Below are 22,975 nucleotides of genomic sequence, written 5' to 3'. Positions count from 1 at the left end.
ATGGACGCATTGAGCGTATTGCTACAAAATGTGCATTTGTTTGAAACCAAATACTATCGGTTAAATGGTGCTGGTAATTGGTCTTATTCAATTACTAGGAAAGATACGATTTTATTTTATTTGGTCATGTCTGGTAGCTTTTGTATTGATGTCGGTAACGGTCTACGACAGGCCCATGCTGGTGATATGATTATGATTCCTAATGCACATAGACATGTTAGCTATGCGTTAAATCATCATGGCGATGCTGCTGAACCATTAGATGACTCATTGCTCAATTGTAAAAAACATACGCTGGATATTGATGGTAATGGTGACCCCAACTCCTCTTTGATATTAATTGAATGTAAGTATGATAAAGAGATGATACGTCCTTTATTATCTGTGTTGCCATCGATTTTACCCGAAATTAACGACGCATCTGATGGTAGGTTTGAAGTGATTGACGTAGAGATTAAGCTGCTGACCCTAGAGGCTGAGCGTGATCGCATGGGGAAGACCGCTGTTATCAATCATTGGGCAAGCATTATGATGATTGAGTGTTTGCGTGTGTATATTGAAAGCTTACCTGAGGCGACGGAAAACTGGCTAAAAGCTATGAAAGATCCTTTTTTGACCAAAGCGTTGGTGGCTATGCATGAATCCCCCAATCAAAGTTGGACGATACATAAGCTCGCTGGGGTAGCTGGGATGTCACGATCAAGCTTTGCACAGCGTTTTAGAGATACGGTTGGCATACCGCCATTGACTTATCTTATGGATTATCGCCTACGTTTAGCTGCCCGTTATTTGCGTTTGCAGCAAAACAGTATTGGCCGTATTAGTGAGTTAGTTGGTTATGCATCAGATTCTACTTTTAGTCAGGCCTTTAAGCGTGTATATGGGGTGTCCCCCAAAGTATATCGTCAACAGTATCAAAAAAGAATAATGGTTTAGGGCGTGTCCTCAATTCAATCGATAGCCATCTAAATGGGTTAAAAATGGCTAAATCTTGCCAAACGGTGTCAAATAGCTGACTAATATCTCGATATTATCTGCGCTATTTTCCTTGTTTGACTACAATTTATCTCATTTTTATTACCATTTTTAAAATGAGGACACACCCTAGTTTACGTTAAATATACTTAGCCATAGTAGGGCTGTGTGCTCAATCTAAACTATAAATGGACCAGACGTGGTTAAACTATTGCAAGCTGCATCAAGTAGCTTGCTAATGACTTGATATTATTCGTACTACCTATCTCATTTTATTACCATTTTCAAAACGAGGACACGCCCTAGTATTTCGACGATGTACGGCTGACAATGCGCTTGTATTCAGTTACTATGGGCTAATGAGTTATCTGGGTATGAGCGTTTGTGTTTAGCGTAAGATATTTCACTACATGGTGTTCATATCGCACGGCCTAGATGATGTTTATTTATACTGCTGATGGTATGTTATGACTGAACCGACTGCAAAGCCAGATGCACAAGCCGAGAACCAACAAGGCTCTGTTGCATGCGCAAAAAAACAAGGCAATACAAACCACATCAAAGGCAAGGGTGAAGACGACCAATGCCTTGCAGATAGTGTGCAAGCAGATAGTGTGGCTGAGCCTCTTGATAAAGCTGCATTGTTAGCATTGTTTACGTTACCACACTCAGAAGACGTGACGGTAATATCTAACAGCTCAGCTGCTGTGGCTGCTGATAGCAATGTTGCCATGCAAAAACCTGCTGATAGTCAGACCAATATCGCAGAGCAGCGTGTGGCACTGTATCACTCTCAATATGATCGTACTCGGTTGCTATACATGGCTTCAGCGGGCACCCGTCCTACGTATTTGGTGCAAACGCTAAAACCACAGTTCGTAGAACGTCAGCAATATTTGCTTGCTCAGCAGCTCGATAAACGTGGTTTGATGGATACGGATGGACTAGAACGTCTTTGGCAGCAGTTGCATGTCGTCGATGATATCATTGCTGATGTTGTTCGTCACATGCCAGCCCAAAAACCAGCAGGTTGGCAGCTCACTACTCAAGATGGTCGCAACCCATTGTGTTTTGCGACTATTGGTAAGCTAAAACATGCCAAACCTATCCTTGATCAAGGTAGTCTCAATAACTACGTGCTCAGCCACTTTGGCGTGAGTAGTTTTACCTATGATCGTGGTTACTATATTGGTCATGTTGTTGGCTATTTATTCAGTTGTTATTTTTGTGCGCATTTATCTATTAGCTATAGTGTTATGGCACTTGGTCAACAAGTTGTGGCAGATTATGACTATGCCAGTCTTGAAACACCGCATATGGTTAGGCTGTTACAAGGGCTAGATGGTTATTGTAAAAAACGCATTTATCAACTGGCGGTTATTTGTGCCCGCTTGAGTGTTTTTTCTAGCGATAAGCGAATCGAAAGAATGTTGATTGCAGAGGTAAATGATTTCGATAAAAAACTGCAACAACAGAATTTAGACGTTTTATTGTTGAAAGGTCTGATGCCAGACAGTAGTGACTCTACACCACTTTTTTGAGTGGTGGATTTTTAGGTATGGTGTGGCGGTATTTTTCATTGATTGATGAGTGTGTACCAAACCCTAAAGTCTGCAATTTATCAAAGTAAATGCGATGGATGGTTATCACCTGGTTGCTTGGTAATAGGGCTTGAAAGGTGTCTATTTAATGGTAATTTTCTTATTTACCATCCTTCTCATTTTAAGTCATACAATCTAACTCATGACATACCATAGCTTTCTTAATATTTGCTTACTGTTGTATATTGTTGACTGAGTCACATTTTTACTATGGTAAAACCATTCGTCAAGCTATAGTGAGAGTTATTGAATAGTCAGCAACAGACCCTAGTGGTAGTCAGCACCAAATTGAATTAACTGTCTATAAATCTATACAAGTATCCTTGGGGTGTATGACGTTTTAAATGACTCATTGCTCAATACTATAGTCACTCCACTATAAAAGTATTACAGAAAAAGCATGACAGCGTCTCGCTTGCGGTATCACGTATACATCTTCAGTTGCTTTGTACTATTTTTAAATTGAATCGACTATGACATCAATCAATAAGATAATTATTGGTTGATATTTTTTATTAGTAGGCAAAGAATACCATTCGATATAGTTTTTACGTTATAAGGCTCTGTATAGATGAGTGACAGGCTAGCCACCTTTAGCCTATGCAACGTGTACTGTACAGATTAAAGATACATATCAGTCTTGAAAAGCAGCAGTTAAAGGTAATCATTTATGTCAATCCAAACGTCAACATCAACATCGGCAACAATATCAAAACATGCTGCCAAAAAAATCTATGTGCTTGCATTTACTGTTATGAGTATGTCGTCCATGATATCTGTGAGTGCGCAGGCAGCAGGGTTAGGTGAGCTATTTAGTAATAACACGGCGAAAAAATCGAAATTTTTACCAGTTGATCAAGCTTTTCAAGTGAGTAGTAGTACTAAGGCAATGTCTAAAGGTACACGCTTATCTATTGCTGTTGATATCACGCCAGGGCATTACGTCTATAAAAATAAGCTTACTATGAGCTTTCCTAAAGGGGTGAGTGCAACGCCTTTTACTTTTAGTCAGTCACCTGTTTCAATTGATGATCCGACCTTTGGTAAGGTGCCAGTATTTACGCAAAAAAATATGGTCGCCACTACCATGCTGACAACAAACAATGGTAAAGGTGCTAAGAATGTACCGGTTGTGATTGGGTGGCAAGGTTGTGCTAAAGCAGGGCTGTGCTATCCACCAGAAAAGATAAAAACCACTGTTAATATTGCGGTTCAGTAGTTAGTGGATCGATTCATACATCAGTGTCTGTTTGATATTCAAATATGGTGTTCTAAAAAGCTGGTGCTAACATCACTCCAAACGTTATGGCAAGCCTAGCTAAAGTCAAAGTCTCGAGATTATCATTGGCTTGCACCTAGTTTGGTGTAGTTTTAGCAATCAGTAGCCCTAATATTTGAAGGTTCATCAGACCCTAGTCATAAATAGAATATTGGTAATAAATAGGTAGCCACCCATGTCGATTAAGGCAACAGAAAAACCCTCATCACTAACGCTAAATCGTCCTACTAAAAAATCTTATCTACTGGCATTGACAATTGCTAGCAGCTCATTGTTCACAGGATTTCTACCTACTAGTCTAGTAGCGACGGGGTTGACAACTGTATCTATGACCACGCAAGCGGCTGGATTGGGTGACTTGTTTGGTAATAAAAAAAGTAGCGATCCGTCAAAGTTTTTGCCAGTAGATGAGGCCTTTCAGGTTATTACGGATACTAACGCTACTGATAATGGTACACGCTTAGCCATTAATTTTGATATCACGCCTGGGCATTATGTTTATCAAAACCAAATCAAGCTGACGTTGCCGACTGGCGTGACAGCGGCACCTTTTACTTTTAGTCAGACGCCTGTATTAATTGATGATCCAACCTTTGGTCAAGTGCCAGTATTTGATCAGATAAATATGGTTGCGACGACCACGTTGACGAGTAACAACGGCAATAGTATAGATAATGCTGCGGTGGTCATTGGTTGGCAGGGCTGTGCAAAAGCAGGACTCTGCTATCCGCCTGAAAAAATTAATACTACGATCAATATCGCAGCGACATCACAGCAATCAGCAGTAAGTAGTACTAGTGACTCTGCTACAGTCCAAAACTCTTCAACTGATGGTTCTGAGACAAATAACAATGCTATGACTGATGAAAATCAGCAAGCGACGGGTACAGATGTTTTTGAAGCAGGGCAAGCAGATGATGAGATTGTTGATTATGCGTTGTTAGGTGAGGATGATTCAGAAGACTTACTTACCACCAATACTATCTCTGGTGCGGATACAGATGGAGAAGCAGTAGGGAGCACCGCGCCAAACAGTAGTATTGCTGCTGATAGCGTGATCGATAGCGATCCTTTTGGTTTAGGCTCTCATCCTTGGATAGCGTTAGTTTTATTGTTTTTAGCAGGACTTGGTTTAGCGTTGACGCCTTGTGTATTACCGATGCTACCTATCGTTGCTAACATCGTGGCTCGTGAACAGAACCCAACAGTGAAACGTGGGGTGATTTTAACCACCAGTTATGCCATTGGTGTAGCGACTGCTTATGGTATTTTGGGTGCTGTTATTGCTGTGTTTGGCGAATCATTAGGTATTATTGGTTGGTTACAAAACCCCATTATTCTGATTAGCTTTGCGATTATTTTTGTTTTACTGGCGCTTTATATGCTTGGGTTATTTAGTATTCACTTACCACGAGCCCTTAGTAGTAAGATGCAAGGCTTGAGTCAAGCGGGCGATAGTAAACTTGGTAGTACAAGCGGTAGTTTAATCGCTGGCTTCTTATCTGCGTTGGTTGTGTCACCGTGTGTCTCTGCGCCACTATTTGGTGCGTTGCTTGCGGTGTCTACGATTGGCAGTCCATTGCTTGGCTTTGCTGCTTTATTTATGCTTGGTTTTGGTTTGTCAGCGCCGCTTATTCTAATCGGTGCGACTCAAGGCAAAATAATGCCAAAAGCTGGCGATTGGATGAATTGGGTCAAGCAAGGTTTTGCTTTATTGCTCTTTGCTGTGGCGCTATTATTAATTGAGCGTGTCTTTATATCACCAATAATGCTAATGGTTTGGGCATTATGGTTTATGGTTGTTGCTACATGGGCGTGGGGCTGGTTAGGTAAAGGTCGAATGCTGACGCAAGCGTTCGGCTTGCTCGCGGGTATTTGGGCGGCTTGTTTGGTTGTCGGTGCAGCATTAGGCAACGATGACAGTTTACATCCGCTCGCCTCATTGAGTGCAGCGCCGATGATGCAGGCGACCTCTGGTCAGACAACGGCTAATGATGCAACTGATCAGACGGTCACTACCTTGGCTGAGTTAGATGCTATTATCGCGGCCAACCCAAAAATTATTGTCGATGTCACTGCTGAGTGGTGCATAGAGTGCCGTATTATGGATAAAAATTTGTTTCATAATCGTCCAACACAAATGCAAGATTGGCAGTTGGTCAAACTTGATATCACTGAGACGACTGCTGACTCGAAAGCTATCTTAGCGCGTTATAAATTATTTGGCCCACCGGCATTGCTTTATTATCAGGATGGTCAATTGACCAATCAACAAGTGGGTGAAATCGGTCGTTCAGAGTTTGAGCAGACATTGACGATGCTGAACAACTGATACTTAATTTTTGATAATGCGAGTAAATCTATTATCTAGGGCATGTCCTCAATTCAAACGAGTGTCCTCTAAATGGGCTAAAAATAGCTAAATTTTGCCAAACATCGTCAAATAGTTGGTCTATATCTTGATGTTACCTGCACTATTTTCCTCATTTGACGGCGATTTATCTTATTTTTATCACCATTTTTAAAATGAGGACACACCCTAGGCTTAAAAATCTGACAAAGCCAACGTACTATGGTGACAGTACGTTGGCTTTTTTATTATCTCAAGATATATCTATTATTTTAGTATTAAGCTTTTGGTTTAAAATGGTTTATTTACAGTGATATTTGTATTGTGCAGCGATAACGCTAGTATAGTGCTTATATTTTCATTACAATAAAGCAACAATGCTAAAAAAACATTACCAATGGTAATTGCTGACTTTTATGTTCGAATGTCATTGGTTTTAGTTTGGTTCTTATCTTATTTTAGCAATGATGCTAATGATCAAGTTTATTACTTTATATACTTGCTGACGCTATGAACTATCAGTGAGCTAAAGGATGTTTATGTTTTCCCATATTATTGCACAGCGACCGTCTAAGTCTTTTATTAAAGCGAGAAAAAATATCTTCCTTCAAACAAAAAAACATCATTTAACCATGGCTGTTGGCATAGCATTGACCTGCTTTACGGCACAAGTACAGGCTGCTAATGAAGAGCAGGCTTACAGTGAGTTACCATCAGTACCAGAGACCGCATTGGAATCGGTAGAATATCAAGATTATGAGATACCACAAGATGTTGGCGGGCAGTCGGTAGATGTTGATAAAGCGGATCAGACTAGCAAAGTAGTCAGTAAAGAGTTTATTGCTGCGCAGGCGAAGTTGTTTTTTGAGTGTAGCCAAGTACAGAATAGTGCTGCACGTTTGGCTTGTTTTGACAAAGTTGCTGAGCAAGGTAAGACGCCAAGTTACACAACAACTAAACAGCCGCTAGATCTAGCAAAAACCTTTAAAAGCACGATCTCAGGTAATCCACAAGTAGTGTTGGCCGAGTCTGAGAGCGCTATGAGTGGGACAACGGTTGAAGATGCCGAGACAGTTCTAGTGAGTAACCAGCGATATGCGTCAAGTAAGTTAGATGCAAACAGTAGCGTAGATGTAAGCAGCAGCCTAGAGGCAAACGGCGAAGCTCAAAGTGAGGCACAGATTTTAGAAAATGTCGGAGTCACTCAAACAGATATTGAAAAATACTCGCCACTTAGTCTTGCTTACGATTTAGATCAAAATAGTGAGCGTGGTACATGGACCATTAGACCACATAATCCCAACTACCTTTTGCCCGTGTTTTATACCGTTGATCCTAACTTGAGTCCAAGCACACCATCACAAGATACAGAAGTTTTCACCCCTAATGATAGACGTGAAACCGAGTTGAAATTTCAGCTATCTTTAAAAACCAAAGTAGCTGAAGATTTGTTCGATAGTAATGCTGATTTATGGTTTGGTTATACGCAAGAATCACATTGGCAGGTCTATAACGAAGACAACTCAAGACCATTCCGTGCGACGGATTATCAGCCTGAAATATTCTTGACGCAACCTGTGGCTGCTAACTTACCATTTGGTGGACGTTTACGCATGTTAGGTGCAGGCGCAGTGCATCAGTCAAATGGACAGGATGATCCGTTGTCACGCTCATGGAATCGTATTTACTTAATGGCTGGTGCTGAATGGGGCAATTTTTCGATTATACCCCGCTTATGGGCTCGAGTAGATGATGATAGCGGTCAAGATGACAACCCTGACATCGAAGACTATATGGGCTATGGTGATCTCAAGTTCTTGTATGATATGCCAAAACAACAGAGTATCAGCGGTACATTGCGTTATAACCCAGATAGTAATAAAGGCGCTGCACAAATTGACTATGTCTATCCACTAAGCAAAAACGTCAATGGTTATGTACAGTTGTTCCACGGCTATGGTGAATCTCTTATCGATTACAATGATGAGGCTACCGCTATTGGTATTGGAATCATACTTAATGATTGGAAAGGATTCTGATAGCAGTATGAGTATCAACGGTCACTTATGCGGCGATTAGCACCTTATCAAACTGGCTTATGGCTGGCAGAGTATGTTGATATACACTGCCAGTTATGTCGTATTTATCGCAGCACACCACAGTCTCAGCTATCATCAGGCAAACCATCATTAAATACCACTGGCTCATCAAGCGACCACTCCCTCTCTAGTAGGCTATATCATCAGTTTCATCACCATTTAAATAAAGGATTGCTATGTGCGTACTGCCATCATAGTGTCGCATGGTTGCCGGAGCCTTTTGATGTTGATATTGCTGTTGGTAGTTCACTAACTATCCAAGCCGCTACTTATTATGACTATCCAATGCGTGAAGCTATCAGGGCCTTTAAACATCATGAAGATATGACCAAGTTACCCTTGCTACTGCATGCAATACGCCAGTTGCCACGGCCACATGGCTGTCATCATGACAATAGCGTGATTGTCGCCATGCCAACGACCAATCAGCGCCTGATCAAGCGCGGCTTCGATCCTGTCGGTATTTTATCAGCGCAACTGTCCAAGCATTGGCGGATACCCTTATGGCACGGAGTTCAGCGTATTGATGATACCGTCAGTCAACAAGGGCTTACACGCGCAGAGCGTTTGAGTAACTTAGACAATGCCTTTGCATTAACCAAAACCCCACTCGTCAGACGCTTACTGCTATTTGATGATGTTGCGACCACAGGTGCTAGTTTGCAAGCATTAGGGCGTACTCTATCAAGAGCATTCACAGACACTACTCTGAATAGTCCACTGCATGATAGGTACCATCTTTCTGCTTATGCTGTGGCACATGGCAATCAATCCTAGGATTTATTTTTAATCCAGTTAGTAGTCATTTCAAGGGCTAAATTTTGCTCAATATCCTAACTTAGCTGCATAGCTTTTCTGATTTGGTGATAGATATCACTATTTTTAAGATAAAAATAGATGCGAATAGCTGCTTTTCGCAACTTGAAATATGCTAATATGTTTCCTTAACGCTATATTGTTAAAATTGTATATATGAATTTGTTAGTTGTTCAGAAATTATGTGTTTAACATTGAATGAAACCAACCAACAAAATGACGAGTCTTAGATAGCTTGTACTATTGACGTAGCTGTGTTTATTTCTTTATCGGGCAGCAGTTAATAATTATGGAATAAAAATTGCAGGGTTTACTGCATAATTATACGTTCACAGATGTAAAGAAGTGCAGAAAAAACGATATAAAAATATGGGTTATTGGTTAACTTTCTCTAGCTCAATATCGTTATCAGATAGACAATTACCGTTATAAATAGGGATTTGATGTGACCGCATCTACGAACAATCTATTGCCCAAACTACGAATGAATAGCTCAGGATTTACCCTGATTGAGCTGATGGTAACGATTGCTGTGCTCGCTATTATTGTCAGTATCGCCGCGCCTAGCATTAGTACGCAGTTGGCGCAAAACCAAATAAAGTCAACATCTACTATTATCCAAACCTCCATATCAAGAGCGAAAACAGAAAGTGCTATTAAGCGTAGTAATATTGTGTGGAGTTACGATGACACCGATCATCAGATTACCTTAGTGAGTCAAGGCGCGACAGTTGCTAGTTATGATTTAAATAGTAATAGTACACTGACATTTACGCCTACCACAGTGACTACTTTTGAGACAAATAAAGAAGGCAATATCAGGACGATAGCGGGTGGAGCTATAAACCTAGCAATTGACATAGGAGATACTCGAGCAGCAGCTACTACTCAGAGAGTGCGAGTAAACACAAAGAGAGCTTTTGAATGTGCAGGGACAAATTGCTAATGAAAAATAAACAGCAAGGCTTTGGATTGATAGAGGTAATGGTATCACTACTAATACTGGCAATTGCTGTATTAGGGTTTGCCGCTATGCAAGGTCAAGCAATCAAAGCAACTGATGAATCCTTGGAGCGAACACAGTCTCTTGTCATGATGCGAAATATGGGTGAAAAAATCAGACTTAACCCAACAGCTATCACTTCTTATCAGACGGCGATCAACTCACCTTCAACTACAGTACCAACTGTCAGTTGCGGTTTATACGGTAGTGCTACGACTACTTGTACACCCGCCCAGTTAGCAACAGCAGAGTCTTATATCTTTACACAAGACATGAGCAATCATGGTTTTACAGTTAATCTACATCCTTGTCCCAGTACAGGTGGACAAAATGCTAATAATATTATGTATTCATGGTGTCTTATAAGTGCATGGGGGGAGACCCGTCCTACAATTGGAACAAACGCTGACAAAAACTACTGTCTGACCTCTCAAGTGACTAATGATGATGATTCAATCACCAAAGGTGGTATTTATCATCCAAAAGCCACATGCATGTTTATGGAGATAACTTGATGAAAAAAACAGGCTATCCTGTAAGCATAAATCAAAGTGGCTTTACATTAGTAGAGTTGATGGTGGCTTTGATCTTAGGGCTTGTAGTCTCTGCAGCAGCATTACAGATATTTTATACCAGCAGCGTCAATAATAACCGCCAGCAAGCAGGCTCTCAGATTCAAGACAACGCGGTATTTGGTATTGATGATTTTAGTAAACACTTACGGCGAGCAAATTACGGCGCAAATTCAAATACAGTCAGTGGTTTTTATCTCAATCATTTAACGCCTCAAGGTGGAATAGTGCTGACTAGGCCGACAGGTACTGGTACGAGCCCGTGGTCTAAATCTAACCTCAATGGATTAAAAAATGGCTCTGATCCTTTGCCGACGAGTATACTTTCGACCAATGAATATACAGATAGTGAGAGTAATCTGGACGGCATTGATAATAGTGATCAGCTTACTATTCAATACCAAGCTTATCAGGATGACATGTTTAGCTGTGATGGTGAAGAGATTGATAAAGGCGATTATGTCATAGAGCGTTATTTTGTTCGTACAGACACCAGTATAACTCCAAATAAAAATGGCTTGGCTTGTGCATCACTGATATACACTTATGATGAAACCCTCGCTAATACTACAGGGATAGATGTATCAGCAGATATAGCAGGTTTAACTGGAAATGGCATGATCGTTATTCCTAATGTAGATTACTTTAGAGTACTGCTAGGTACAACTGCTCAGAATGATTTTGCTACAGATCCTACAAATTTAGCACTGATCTACCAGCCGATACCTAATGATCCGACGTCATTGGCAGGACAACGTATTGTAAGTGTGCAAGTCGGGCTGCTTGTCCATTCTGATACCGCGACAGCCACTCAGCAAGCCAATAGTAGCCTACGCTTCAATGTCTTAGATAGACGCGACCAGCAACTCAATACTGCGGCTGCTAATGACCGTCAGTACTTAAGAAATGTATATGAAACGACGACGTTGATTCGTAACGCAAGAGGTAAGCCATGATATCTACTTCTAAAAAAAACATGATCAGAGGTTCAGAGTCAGGCGCAGTACTGATTGTGGTCTTATTAGTGCTTATCTTAATCACTCTGCTTGGCACTATAGCCATTCAAAGAGGTAGTACGGACCTAAGGCTCGCAACGGCATCACAGGTTGGAAAATTAACCTTTCAGTCGACTGACGCGGCGTTTAACAAGCTTGAAAAAGAAGACAGATCATTGGGTCAGGGTAATAGTGTGGACAATGTACGAGGCTATGTCACCCGACCTGGCAAACAATATGTAGGCCGTGAGGTTGTATTTTGTGTCAGGCCCAAAACCAGTAGGTTTTTTAATCAAACTAAGCTGACAGAGAAGACTTCTGATGGCACAGGTTATATCTCTGGCAAAAATGATGGTTTTTGTGATGTGGGAGATTCAGCAGACTATGTTGGTGAAAGCCGAACAGTGACACAAATGACGTTTGCAAAGAGCGATGTCACAGAGGCGCTCCCTTATAGCTTGGAAGGCGATAAAACTTTTACAGACGATCAGATTTCTCAAACTGGTCAGACGCCTTTTGAGTGTTCTAACTTTGAAGTATACGCAACTTCACTGGTTCCAGCCTTTTCTGATGAAAGTACGGCAAAGATAAATGCCTGTCTAAAAAATGTCAATACAGATGCGCTAAAAGAAACCTGTGAAGCAGATACTTCAAAAACAAAAGTAGAATGCAGTATTGACGCTTGCCTAGAAAGCCTAAATGTGCCATTTAATACACAAATGCAAGCCTATAAGTCAAAACCTATTAGCGTACGCTGCTTAAGCTGATTTCTATATTGAGGTAATTATTTTGAAAAAAAACATAACGAATCGAGTCTCTTTATGGCAGCTTAAGTCTTTGACCGCTGCTGTGCTCGCAGGTCTGGCTGGAAGTGTGACTCATGCTAGTCTCGAAAACCATGGTGACCTTGAGATATATAAAGGCCCACAAGAGGCGCTACCCGTTATTACCTTAATGCTAGATGTCTCCGGTAGTATGGATAAGATAGACGCACCTAGTGGCTGTCAGTACAGACCCTACTACTATTATTACACAGAAGATGATTATGGCTATACGACATATTATTGCAAAGTAGGAGATAATAAATATTATCGTCGTATTGATAACCTAAAAATGGGTGTATCTGATCTAGTCAAAGATCCTGATCTTAAAGATATTGTCAAACTTGGTATTGGCACCTACCCCCGTTCTGGTAGTGGAGATAAAAATAACGGTCATATTGATATACCTGCTAAAAAGCTCAATGCAGCACATAAGGCAGATATTGATAATTTTATTGCGACACTTTCTGCGAATGGTGGTACACCTGCTGCTCAAGCCTATGCCGAGGCAGGTGCCTATATGATGGGTACGACAACAAACAGTATTGTCGATACCCCATTCTCTTTATACAAAGATACATTTAAAAACTATAGAAATACAGGATTCGACAACACCTCGGATGGAGACCAGAAATGTACGGCTTGGGAGAGTATAGATAAAAGCTCGCTTAGCCCAGATAATAACTTTATAAAGTGTACGAATTGGCAAAATGTATCGAAATTAAATACTAATACTTTAGATAGAGACGGTCATGAAGTTTATGCAACTCAAAGAGATATTGAGGGCTGGGGCCGGTGGGCATATTATGTATATACCGATTTTTATAGACAAATAATTGCTGCAAATGATCCGCTGATTACGAGCAATAATATCGTTCCTTATCCATTGATAGATACGACTGTTACAAACTACGCATATAGCGGCTTTCCATATTCATCAGAGGATACCAAGACTGATGACGAGAAATACTATGTATCGCCTCTACCACCAAGTGATAAGACTTGTGCCGGTAACGGGATCTATTTCTTGACAGATGGTGTACCTAACCAATCGAGTGCAACCATTGCCACAACGGTGATGGATAATGCGCTGACACCTAGAGGGTCAACTACAGGTTCGTTATCCGTTACTTGCAGTAATGATTATAGAGGTGATAACTCTGGCTGGTCGTGCATGTCCGTTTTTGCCGATAAGCTATTGAATACGGATAATCCAAGTGGTATTGCAATCAAAACAGCGACTGTAGGCTTTGGGTCGGTTTATAATAGCATTCAGAATGCGACGACCAACGTGGACTGTAATGCAGGATCGAGTCCCGATGCTAGAAACTTATGTAATCTAGGGATCAACGGTCAAGGTGGTTTTTATTATGCAGAGAGCGCAGAGGATATCGTCAATAGTGTTAAGTCCTTGACAGGTAAGTTGACAACTGAGATACCACCGATCTCTACGGGTAGTATGGCCGTGCCGCTAGATGATCTTAATGTATCCACCTCACGCAAGTTTGCTTATCTACCAATCCTGGACCCAGACCCGTTATCTCCAAACAAGCTGTGGCGCGGCAACCTTAAAAAGTACAATGTAAAAAACGGTACGTTGGTCGATAAGAGCAATAAGCCAATCTTTACAGGTAAAGATGGTGAGTTTGCCTTAAATACCTCAGACTTGTACAACACTATTATAGATACCAGTCGCCTAGATGCTAGGAGCCCCGATTTGGCTAGGCCTCAGGTAGGTGGTACTTATCAGCATATCTTTGAAAACAATAACAGCCGCAAACTCTTTGTCAATCAAGGTGGTACTCTCAAAAATATCCGTACAGATGCGACAACCGCGGCTGCAAAGCCCGTAGGTTTTGATGCACTAGCTGGCTATACTGATACGCAAAAGCAGCAATTGCTGAACTTCTTAGGCTTCCCCGTAGCCAACTCATTGACGATCAATGATAATACAGCGATTGGCGTGCCATTTGATCGGAATAAAAAACAGTTGGGAGGGGTGCTGCATTCGTTACCCCAACTTATTTCCAAAAAAGCAGCGTTAAAAGCAGATGGCTCTATAGACAATACTAAACGTGAAGACTATGTACTGTATGGCTCTCTTGACGGTGCCTTACATGTCGTGAGAGATACAAGCTCTGGTTCAGATAAAGCGGGTGAAGAAGTATTCACTTTTATACCGAAGCACGTGCTAGAGCAACAAGGCGCAAGCTTTGTTGACCCTGATACGGTGGCGCAAAATCCGATATTTGGTGTGGATGGCCCATGGTCGGTATTCAACAATTATAAGTATTCAGATACAAAAGTTACTGCATTGCAGACGCTTGCCTTTGGCGGCTTGCGTATGGGCGGTTCTATGTACTATGGTTTGAACCTGTCTGATCTTAGCGACCCTGAGTTGATATATTCAGTCGGCTCTACTTATGCAATGGATGGAAGTGCCAATGCTAAGGGCATAAAAAATGACGCCGTCGCTAATGCCACCACCAATACGAGCCAGCAAAAAGCTTATGCAAGAATGGGGTTGAGCTTTGCACAGCCCAGTGTCGGCTACGTGATGAGAGATGGTAAACGCGTTATGGTGAACTTTTTGGCAGGCGGCTATGATCGTTGCTATGAAGATCCAAAGTTCCAACTAGGCTCAGGTATTACAACGAACACAGTCGCAGGATGTAATGGTAAGACTGCCGCTCAAGGCAATGGCATCTATATGGTGCAAGTTGGTGAAGAAAAAGTCGATAGCACATCAGAGACGAATCCTGATGCCAGTAACGAAAGTAGCTTTGATACGACGTCTGGCAACGGCGACTTGCTATGGTGGACAAGCAGCTCTAACAACGGCGCTGGCAATGCCAACTTCACCAAAGTGACAGATATGAACCACAGTGTCGTGACCGAAATCCGAGTATTAGATCGTAACTATGATGGCTTGACTGATCAGCTGGTTTTTGCAGATTTAGGAGGAAGGGTATGGCGTGTCGATATTAATAGCGCTGAAGATGCAGATGACTTTGCAGTAGAGCGAGTGACAAAGTTACTTGATTTGTCTGCTAGTGGCAGCAATGCTGCATCGAGCGGCACTGATGCCCTACCAAGAATTTATGAAAAACCGTTAGTGACGTTTACTCGATTGGGTGAAGGTACCGACATCGTTGGTCTTGTGACGGTAGGTACAGGCGATAGAAGCTCTCCTGTACGCGCTCAGCGAAACGTAGCAGATCGCATCTATACCTTTGTCGATCGTGATATCGCGCGCCCAGATCTGTTTTGCTACGATGTACAAGACACACCAGATGATGAGTGCGATGGGGTTACGACCACTCTCGCCCAGCCATCAGCGATTACCCCTGCCGATTTAGTACCACTGACCAGCAATAACTCTGGCGAGTTTACCAATACCCAGACTATTAAGACACAAATGGACAGCTATACGAAATTAGGCTGGTATCTACCACTGACGATGTGGTCAGAAAAAACGACTTCTGGTACTCAGGCAGTAACGACTAACAATAGAGGTCTTAAGATGTTCAATCAGCCTGATGCTATTGCAGGGCTGTTATTTACGACGGTCTATAACCCCAATGTAGGCGATACGTCAGGTGTTTGTTCTGCTGGCGTGACTGGCCGTACTCAGCGAGAGCAGTTATGCTTGCCTTATGGTGTTTGCTTGAGCAAGGATGTGGACTCAGATGGTGCGCTGACGGGAGACTGGGCAGTGCGCAAGACTCGTTATGTCTCTAATGCTGGTATCGGTATCGTAGACAATATCATCGCAGATGGTAACTTCGATGGAGATACACAAAATAGTGTGGTGGTGCTAGAAAACTACTGTGAGGGTGGTGATTGTAGCGATGGTAAAGTCAATCTTGAAGTCAACCCATTGACAGAAGGGCTAAACTGTCAAGGTACCAGTTGTCAAGTGGTTACCGACTCACGTATAGATCCAATGCAATGGAAGGAGAGGTAAGTGAATCGACCTTCAGAGTCTGGGTTTACTATTATTGAGCTAATGGTAGTAGTCGTGATAATAGGTATCCTGGCTGCTATTGCGGTACCGTCTTATCGGCAGTATGTACGAAAAAACGCTCAAAGCGAAGCCGAGTCGCGTATGCTAGCACTAGGCGTAGAGCTGGAGCGGTGGCGAGCCAAGACTCTGACTTACGGCGGCTTTGTACCCAATAGAGGCTGGTCGGCTACTGCTGATACAGTCTATACACCTAGTGGTAGTACTGCCGCCAATCATCAGTATGCGATAAGAATCATGCATGTGAGCTCAGGTAGCACACCTACCGCAGTGTCGCTATCTACCGCATCTCCTGCAAATAGTTGGGTCATGGTAGCGACGCCGCGCACGGGTAGTCTGGTCGCAGACAATCCTATGCTGGCCTATACCAGTCAAGGGGTACAGTGTGCATCCAAAGCCAGTGACATCATGGTGGCGGCTGGATCAGAGCAGAACTGCGGAGAGGGGAGTGAACCATGGTAAAACGCAGCCGACAAGGCTTTACTCTGATAGAGCTGATGATCGTCGTCGCCATCATCGGTGTACTCGCAGCGATTGCTTATCCTAGTTATCAGTCTTATGTCATAAAGACCAAGCGCGTCGATATGATGACGGAAATGCAGCAGATAGCATCAAGAATAGAAGCCAATAAAATCACATATAGACGCTATGATCGTATCCCGCTCAGTGAGATATTTAGCAATACGGTGAGTGGTGCAGGTACTACCTTTCCTAATAATGGGACAGCGCTTTATACTGTTGAGATTACTGCCGTTGACAGGACGCCGTTTGATGACAGGGACTGGATCCTCACTGCTAATCCTATATCAGGTACTCAAATGGAAGATGATGGTGTGCTTACTCTCAATTTTGAGGGGGAAAAATGCCGAGGCAGTGATACGGATACGGATACGGATCAGGTATGTGGGTTTGGTGATGAGTGGAATGACTAAAAATTAGTCTGGCAACTGACAATTATTGTCAGTTATCGTGAGCCAGAGTAGTCACCATTGACATAAACTGACACTTTTAGGTATGCTTAGCGTAACAATTAGTGTCAGTAGATAACAGTATGGTAAGTATCTGCACGAAAATATCGATAAATAGCGATAAGTATTGGGCACTTAGCACATATACCTACTGTGACTAATGATATTGGCACGCTATATGCATCTAATAGAGCACGAAAGACCAATACACTATATCCAATACCTAACATAACAAAAGATAGCGCGAGCGAATATCCGTTATCTTTATCCCCTCTAAAGGAGTTCTTATGAACGCTCAAAAAGGTTTTACCCTAATCGAACTAATGATCGTGGTTGCTATCATCGGTATTCTAGCGGCGATCGCTATTCCTGGTTATCAAAGCTACACTAAAAAAGCTCGCGATTCTAGTTGCTTATCTGAAATGAAGTCTGCCTCAAGCCTAGTTTTGGCAGAGAAAATTGCTGAAAACCCTAATATTGCTAATATTCCAGGTGTAAGTGATCTACCCCATTGTGGTGATATTTCATATAAAGCTGGTGACACTGCCTTAGAAGAATTAACTGATGCAAATGTAGCTACAGTTACCTCTGCAACAGCAACACCGACTGATGGTACAGGCCAGAAGGTTGTTTGTGACGTCGATGCAACTGCTTCTTGTAAATTAGAAGCGGCTGTAGTAGATAAGAATTAAATATCACACCATTTTCTCAGGATTTTCAGCTGATTAGATGGTGAACCATAGTTGAATCTAAACTCACACTCTTTTAAAAACAAATGGAAGTTCTTCTTATCGATCCCATTATACTTTCTTAGAGTTCGTTTAGACTGGTTCCAAAAGTTCTCAATGCCATTGATGTGATTGTTTTTACCGCAAGCAAGCGTAGGCTGGGCTTTTAGCCCAGCTCAAATCACGCAAGGTTAATATGCTGGGCAAAATGCCCAACCTACAAAGACTCTCGCTTAATATCTAAAAAGCCAAACGCTACGTTTGGTTTTTTTGTGTTTAAAATTATTCAAAATTTTTTGCATCAAATATTTGTAAAGTTACCATGCTGGGCTGAAGCCACAGCCTACACAGATTAAACGATTAAATTCAATAAAAAACCAAGGGTAGCCCAGCCTATAAATCCCAAAGCCTATGATGTGTAAGCCAATATATTAGCTTACACATCATATCGAATGTTGATATTTTTATCATTCTCATCCGCTCCCCAATCAGCGGGATACACGCCTTTTTTAATCAATTTATGCAACGTAGAGTACTGCCAATTTTGAGGATTGGTGACGTAGCCATGCTTAACAGGATTATGATGAATATAATCCATATGTTGCCGATAGTCAGCGTCATCACGGATACGATGTTCCCAAAATCGTCGTTGCCAAATACCACGCTCTCTTTTTGCTTGTCGTGAAGGAGTAATGGCTTCGGTTTTAGTGATTTGCCTAGAGAATTGGCTTTTGATACTCGCCACTATGACAGCGTAATTATCAGAATTTGGTGGCAAAGTAATCATGATATGGACGTGGTCAGGAAGGACGACCATAGCGTCTAATTTGAATTGGTGGTGTTGAATGGTTTTAACGTAGGCATCACGAAACTTATCAATATGAGTCAATAAGAGTGACGACTTTCTATCCAGTAGATTAAAGGTCAAAAAATAACAACCGCCTTGGGTTTTGTCACGAATGTAGTTTCTCATAAGGCAATCAGTGTATAGACGAGGTGATGGGCGTAGGTAGGCTGGCCTTTTTAGCCCAGCTCAAATCATGCAAAGTTACCATGCTAGGCTAAAGCCACAGCCTACGCGATACGAATTGGAGTTAGGTTATAAATAAAAAGGCTGAGCCAAAAGCCCAGCCTACATAGTATCCAAAGTATCAGTTGTTGCCTACTTCTCTAAATACTGAATTTTACCCTCGACGCCGTCCCATTTGGCGGCTTCTGGCATCTGCTCTTTCATCTCTGTGATGTTTGGCCATTTTTGCGCCAGCTCTTCATTTAGCTGAGTGAACATCTCTTGCCCCTTCGGCACCTCGTCTTCTGAGAAGATGGCATTGGCAGGACATTCAGGCTCACATAGTGCGCAGTCGATGCACTCATCAGGGTCGATGGCAAGGAAGTTCGGTCCTTCATAAAAGCAGTCCACAGGACAGACTTCCACACAGTCGGTGTATTTGCAAAGAATGCAGTTATCTGTAACGACAAAGGTCATAGTAATGTCTACCTGTTATTGATTTGGCTTTTGGCTAAATAGAATAGTCGAAAATAAAGCGTATTTTAGCGCCTTTACTACGATTTGACAATTCCCTTTAATGACTAATGATCTTCTTCAAATCATAGAGTAAATCATGGGCTTGCTTTGGCGTTAAGGTATCAGGATCAATCGCACTTAGCTCATCCTGTAAGCTAAACAGCTGATTTTGTTGTGGAATGTTATTCATTATTTGAGTTTGATTGGTACGGCTTACATCCGCTTTCTCTATTTCATGACCATCCATATGATCGCATTTATCATTTACTGACTTAGCTAATTCATTTTTGTCATCAACGGTTCTTACGCTTTCTGTATTCATAGGGTCTAATTTTAAGTTATCGGCTAAGTAGTGCTTGGCATCATCCAGTACTTGGGTAGGAACCCCTGCCATTTTTGCCACATGCAGACCAAAACTAGAGCTTGCGGCACCGTCTTTGATTTGATGCAGTAGTAACAGTTGACCGTCGATTTCACTGGCAGCGACATGGACGTTGCGGATAAGTTTGTCATTGCTTCCACTGCTTTCTTTATAGTTTTCCGCCAATTTTGTCAGCTCAAAATAGTGAGTGGCAAATAATGTCAGGCAGCCAATCTCTAGCAATCGATTAACGCAAGCATGAGCAATGGCCAAACCGTCAGTGGTCGCTGTGCCGCGTCCGACTTCATCCATCAGTACCAGCGATTTATTGGTTGCTTGATTGAGAATATTAGCCGTTTCAATCATTTCCACCATAAAGGTAGATTTACCGCCCGCCAAATCATCAGCTGAGCCAATACGGGTAAAGATACGGTCGATATCACCAATATGTGCACGCGCTGCTGGCACAAAGCTGCCGCAATGAGCGAGTAGAACTATCAGCGCGGTTTGGCGCATATAGGTCGATTTGCCACCCATATTAGGGCCAGTAATCATTAGTAGGCGCTCAGGATTTGCATGACTGCCTAATGCACAATCATTGGCGACAAAATGGCTGCTATGCTTGGCAGGAGTATTGTTGTGAGCATGAACAGGATTTAGCGCGGCTTCGACGACGACATGACGACCTGCTTTGATATCGATATTGGTTTGATTGTTATTATTCAAGCCATTTTTTAAGTGACTGTTTTTTAAGCCACTATCTTCTTTTGAGTCGTTACTCATGACTGGGCGCTGCCAGTTATAAATAGTTGCAAGCTGTGCCCAATTACTGAGCACATCTATTTGGGCGATAGCAGCGCTTAGTTGTTGCAGTTCGGCTAAATGGTTGCTGAGTTCAGTTAAGAGTTCGTGATACAGCTGCTTTTCACGGGTTAATGCTAATGACTGGGCGCTTAGATATTCTGTCTCGACTGTTTTTAGCTCGTCAGTGATAAATCGCTCGCTACTTTTGAGCGTTTGCCGCCGGATAAAATGCGCTGGTGCATTCTTTGCCTGTATTTTAGGCAATTCAAAATAAAAGCCGCTCACTTTATTAAAGCCTACTTTTAGGCTGGGTAATTGACTCTCTAAACGTGCGCGCTCGACCATTTCATCCAATGTCACTTGGATATTGTCATGTAAATGAGTCAGGCGATCAAACTCAGCATCATAGCCAGCGGCTAGCATGCCGCCATCACGAATATGGGCAGGTGGTTCTGCGATAATAGCTCGCTCAATCAGCTCAGCGACGGACTGTATGGCAGGTAACTGCGCAGGCAATTGTTGCATTAGCATCGGTAACAGTCCTGCTTGTTCATGGCGAATACCTGCATTTGTCAGTAGCGTCGTAAGCTGGGCGCTACTAGCAATACCATCAGCAAGTTTACGCAGGTCACGCGGCTTAGCACTCATTAGCCCAATACGGCTACTGATACGTTCCATATCACCGATGGCGTTTAAGGTTTCCCGTATGTTTTGAACGGATACGCTATTTTCTAGGTGTTGAGCAGAATATTCAGTATTGACAGAGAGATCACAGTTCTTTAGTAAACTAGCTATCGCATCTAAGCGCATATTAATGCGCGAATGCTGACGCAGTGGGCGTTTCATTTGCTGCACCAGTAAGCGTCGACCCATCGGCGTTTGACAATGATTGAGCACCGATATTAATGACGTACCATTACTGCTAACGGGTGTAAATAGCTCAAGGTTTTGCTGACTATTGGCATCAATAATTAAATAGTCGTCACTGTACTCAACGATCAGCTGATTGAGCTGTGGCACATGACGCTGCTGAGTTTGCCGCGCATAATGTATGAGCGCTGCACAGCTAGATTGGGCAAGAAGTGTGTCATTGATTCCTAGTCCATCAAGGCGCTGCACGTCAAACTGTTGGCAAAGGGTTGCGCTGGCATGCTCACGGTGGAAGTCATTTGCCGCCACTTCGATAATCGGACAGTCGAGATGTTGACGTAGCCACAGCGTCCAATCTTCGCCGATACGGTCGTTAAGTGCTTCGCTAACGATACATTCACTAGGCGCAAAGCGTGCCAGCACCGTCAGCATTTGCGTTTGCAAATTTTTAACATCATCAGGGCTGTTATTATAGCTGGCACTAAGCGTTTGCGTCGTTAGTGTTCCAGCGGCTAAATCCATTTGGCTAATGGCAGCTTGCACAGGTTGTTTGCTGTTCGATTTAGGTATCTCGATATCAATGGCGACCACAGTTGGCGTATGATTGGGCGCAATTAAAGCATCATCAGTAATTGTCCCTGCGGTCAGCGTTTTAACCACTTCACGGCGCATAATACTGCCAGCAGCAGATTTGCTTTTATCTTTTCTCTGCTTATCGCCCATCGTCGGAGCATTGGAAGGATTATTCGTGTTGTCAGTGCCAGTGGCTGATTCGTCAATTTGCTCACACACAACGACGGTTTGCCCAGCAGCTATCAACCTTGCCATGTAGCTATCGGCCGCATGAAAAGGCACACCTGCCATGGCAATGGTATTGCCCGCTTTATCCGTACCACGGCGAGTCAAGGTGATGTCTAATATTTGTGCCGCGCGCTTGGCATCATCAAAAAACAACTCATAAAAATCACCCATGCGGTACAGCAGTAACGCTTGTGGATAGTTGGCTTTCATGGTTAGATATTGCACCATCATCGGCGTATGATTGGCCAAATTATAAACGCTATCACCAATTATCAAATGATCAGCGGTTAATGGCTCGGATGTCTGTTGTTTTGATAGCGCATATGCTGACGGAGTAGGTTTTGAGGTATTAAAATCTTGAGCGGACGTCTTTACAGTCATTC

At 42.4% G+C, this 22,975-nt stretch carries 17 protein-coding genes and 1 pseudogene; 14 read left to right on the top strand and 4 right to left on the bottom strand.

Annotation, left to right across the window (positions count from 1 at the left end):
* From EI164_RS01070 to EI164_RS17375, 14 genes are all read left to right on the top strand, one after another.
* Positions 1 to 936: a helix-turn-helix transcriptional regulator gene (locus EI164_RS01070; protein ID WP_192518151.1), complete on the top strand. Its 936-nt coding sequence runs from the start codon at positions 1 to 3 to the stop codon at positions 934 to 936.
* Positions 937 to 1,442: 506 nt separating this feature from the next.
* Positions 1,443 to 2,516, top strand: a complete 1,074-nt coding sequence (locus EI164_RS01065; RefSeq protein WP_192518150.1) for a hypothetical protein — start codon at positions 1,443 to 1,445, stop codon at positions 2,514 to 2,516.
* Positions 2,517 to 3,246: 730 nt separating this feature from the next.
* A complete protein-coding gene (locus EI164_RS01060) occupies positions 3,247 to 3,795 on the top strand; it encodes a protein-disulfide reductase DsbD N-terminal domain-containing protein (RefSeq protein WP_192518149.1) in 549 nt (182 codons plus the stop codon).
* Between the two features lie 235 nt (positions 3,796 to 4,030).
* Complete coding sequence (locus tag EI164_RS01055; protein ID WP_192518148.1) at positions 4,031 to 6,187, top strand: protein-disulfide reductase DsbD domain-containing protein; 2,157 nt, start codon at positions 4,031 to 4,033, stop codon at positions 6,185 to 6,187.
* Between the two features lie 557 nt (positions 6,188 to 6,744).
* Complete coding sequence (locus EI164_RS01050) at positions 6,745 to 8,244, top strand: phospholipase A (protein WP_192518147.1); 1,500 nt, start codon at positions 6,745 to 6,747, stop codon at positions 8,242 to 8,244.
* A gap of 27 nt (positions 8,245 to 8,271) precedes the next feature.
* Entirely contained in the window at positions 8,272 to 9,081 is an 810-nt protein-coding gene (locus EI164_RS01045; protein ID WP_192518146.1) for a ComF family protein, read from the top strand.
* Positions 9,082 to 9,604: 523 nt separating this feature from the next.
* Positions 9,605 to 10,066, top strand: a complete 462-nt coding sequence (locus tag EI164_RS01040; protein ID WP_192518174.1) for a prepilin-type N-terminal cleavage/methylation domain-containing protein — start codon at positions 9,605 to 9,607, stop codon at positions 10,064 to 10,066.
* Positions 10,066 to 10,638, top strand: a complete 573-nt coding sequence (pilV, locus tag EI164_RS01035) for a type IV pilus modification protein PilV (protein ID WP_225739053.1) — start codon at positions 10,066 to 10,068, stop codon at positions 10,636 to 10,638. The genes EI164_RS01040 and pilV overlap by 1 nt, the downstream gene beginning before the upstream one ends.
* Positions 10,638 to 11,651, top strand: coding sequence for a PilW family protein (locus EI164_RS01030; protein WP_225739057.1), 1,014 nt, complete (start codon positions 10,638 to 10,640; stop codon positions 11,649 to 11,651). The genes pilV and EI164_RS01030 overlap by 1 nt, the downstream gene beginning before the upstream one ends.
* Complete coding sequence (locus EI164_RS01025) at positions 11,648 to 12,457, top strand: PilX N-terminal domain-containing pilus assembly protein (RefSeq protein ID WP_192518144.1); 810 nt, start codon at positions 11,648 to 11,650, stop codon at positions 12,455 to 12,457. The genes EI164_RS01030 and EI164_RS01025 overlap by 4 nt, the downstream gene beginning before the upstream one ends.
* 22 nt (positions 12,458 to 12,479) lie before the next feature.
* Positions 12,480 to 16,478 carry a hypothetical protein gene (locus tag EI164_RS01020; protein ID WP_192518143.1) on the top strand — a complete coding sequence of 1,333 codons (3,999 nt, stop codon included), beginning with the start codon at positions 12,480 to 12,482 and terminating at the stop codon, positions 16,476 to 16,478.
* Positions 16,479 to 16,997 (top strand): type IV pilin protein, encoded by a 519-nt coding sequence (locus tag EI164_RS01015; protein WP_318779503.1) that lies wholly within the window; start codon positions 16,479 to 16,481, stop codon positions 16,995 to 16,997.
* A complete protein-coding gene (locus EI164_RS01010; protein WP_192518142.1) occupies positions 16,991 to 17,467 on the top strand; it encodes a type IV pilin protein in 477 nt (158 codons plus the stop codon). The genes EI164_RS01015 and EI164_RS01010 overlap by 7 nt, the downstream gene beginning before the upstream one ends.
* A 323-nt stretch (positions 17,468 to 17,790) precedes the next feature.
* The gene (locus EI164_RS17375; RefSeq protein ID WP_318779502.1) at positions 17,791 to 18,195 is read left to right on the top strand and encodes a pilin; all 405 of its coding nucleotides are present in this window, start codon (positions 17,791 to 17,793) and stop codon (positions 18,193 to 18,195) included.
* Here EI164_RS17375 and EI164_RS01000 read toward each other — a convergent pair.
* The 4 genes and pseudogenes from EI164_RS01000 to mutS all read right to left on the bottom strand — a co-directional run.
* Positions 18,192 to 18,371: pseudogene (locus EI164_RS01000) on the bottom strand (IS1595 family transposase); the annotation flags it as partial. The gene EI164_RS17375 and the pseudogene EI164_RS01000 overlap by 4 nt on opposite strands.
* Before the next feature lie 296 nt (positions 18,372 to 18,667).
* The gene (locus EI164_RS00995; protein ID WP_192518141.1) at positions 18,668 to 19,204 is read right to left on the bottom strand and encodes an REP-associated tyrosine transposase; all 537 of its coding nucleotides are present in this window, start codon (positions 19,202 to 19,204) and stop codon (positions 18,668 to 18,670) included.
* 189 nt (positions 19,205 to 19,393) lie between these two features.
* Complete coding sequence (gene fdxA, locus EI164_RS00990; RefSeq protein ID WP_192518140.1) at positions 19,394 to 19,717, bottom strand: ferredoxin FdxA; 324 nt, start codon at positions 19,715 to 19,717, stop codon at positions 19,394 to 19,396.
* A 97-nt stretch (positions 19,718 to 19,814) separates the two neighbouring features.
* The gene (mutS, locus tag EI164_RS00985) at positions 19,815 to 22,973 is read right to left on the bottom strand and encodes a DNA mismatch repair protein MutS (RefSeq protein ID WP_192518139.1); all 3,159 of its coding nucleotides are present in this window, start codon (positions 22,971 to 22,973) and stop codon (positions 19,815 to 19,817) included.
* Between the last annotated feature and the right edge of the window lie 2 nt (positions 22,974 to 22,975).

The organism is Psychrobacter sp. FME13 (assembly GCF_014861395.1).
GTDB lineage: Bacteria > Pseudomonadota > Gammaproteobacteria > Pseudomonadales > Moraxellaceae > Psychrobacter.
Note: the sequence above shows the minus strand (reverse complement) of the source record. Positions and strands in the feature narration are given on the sequence as shown.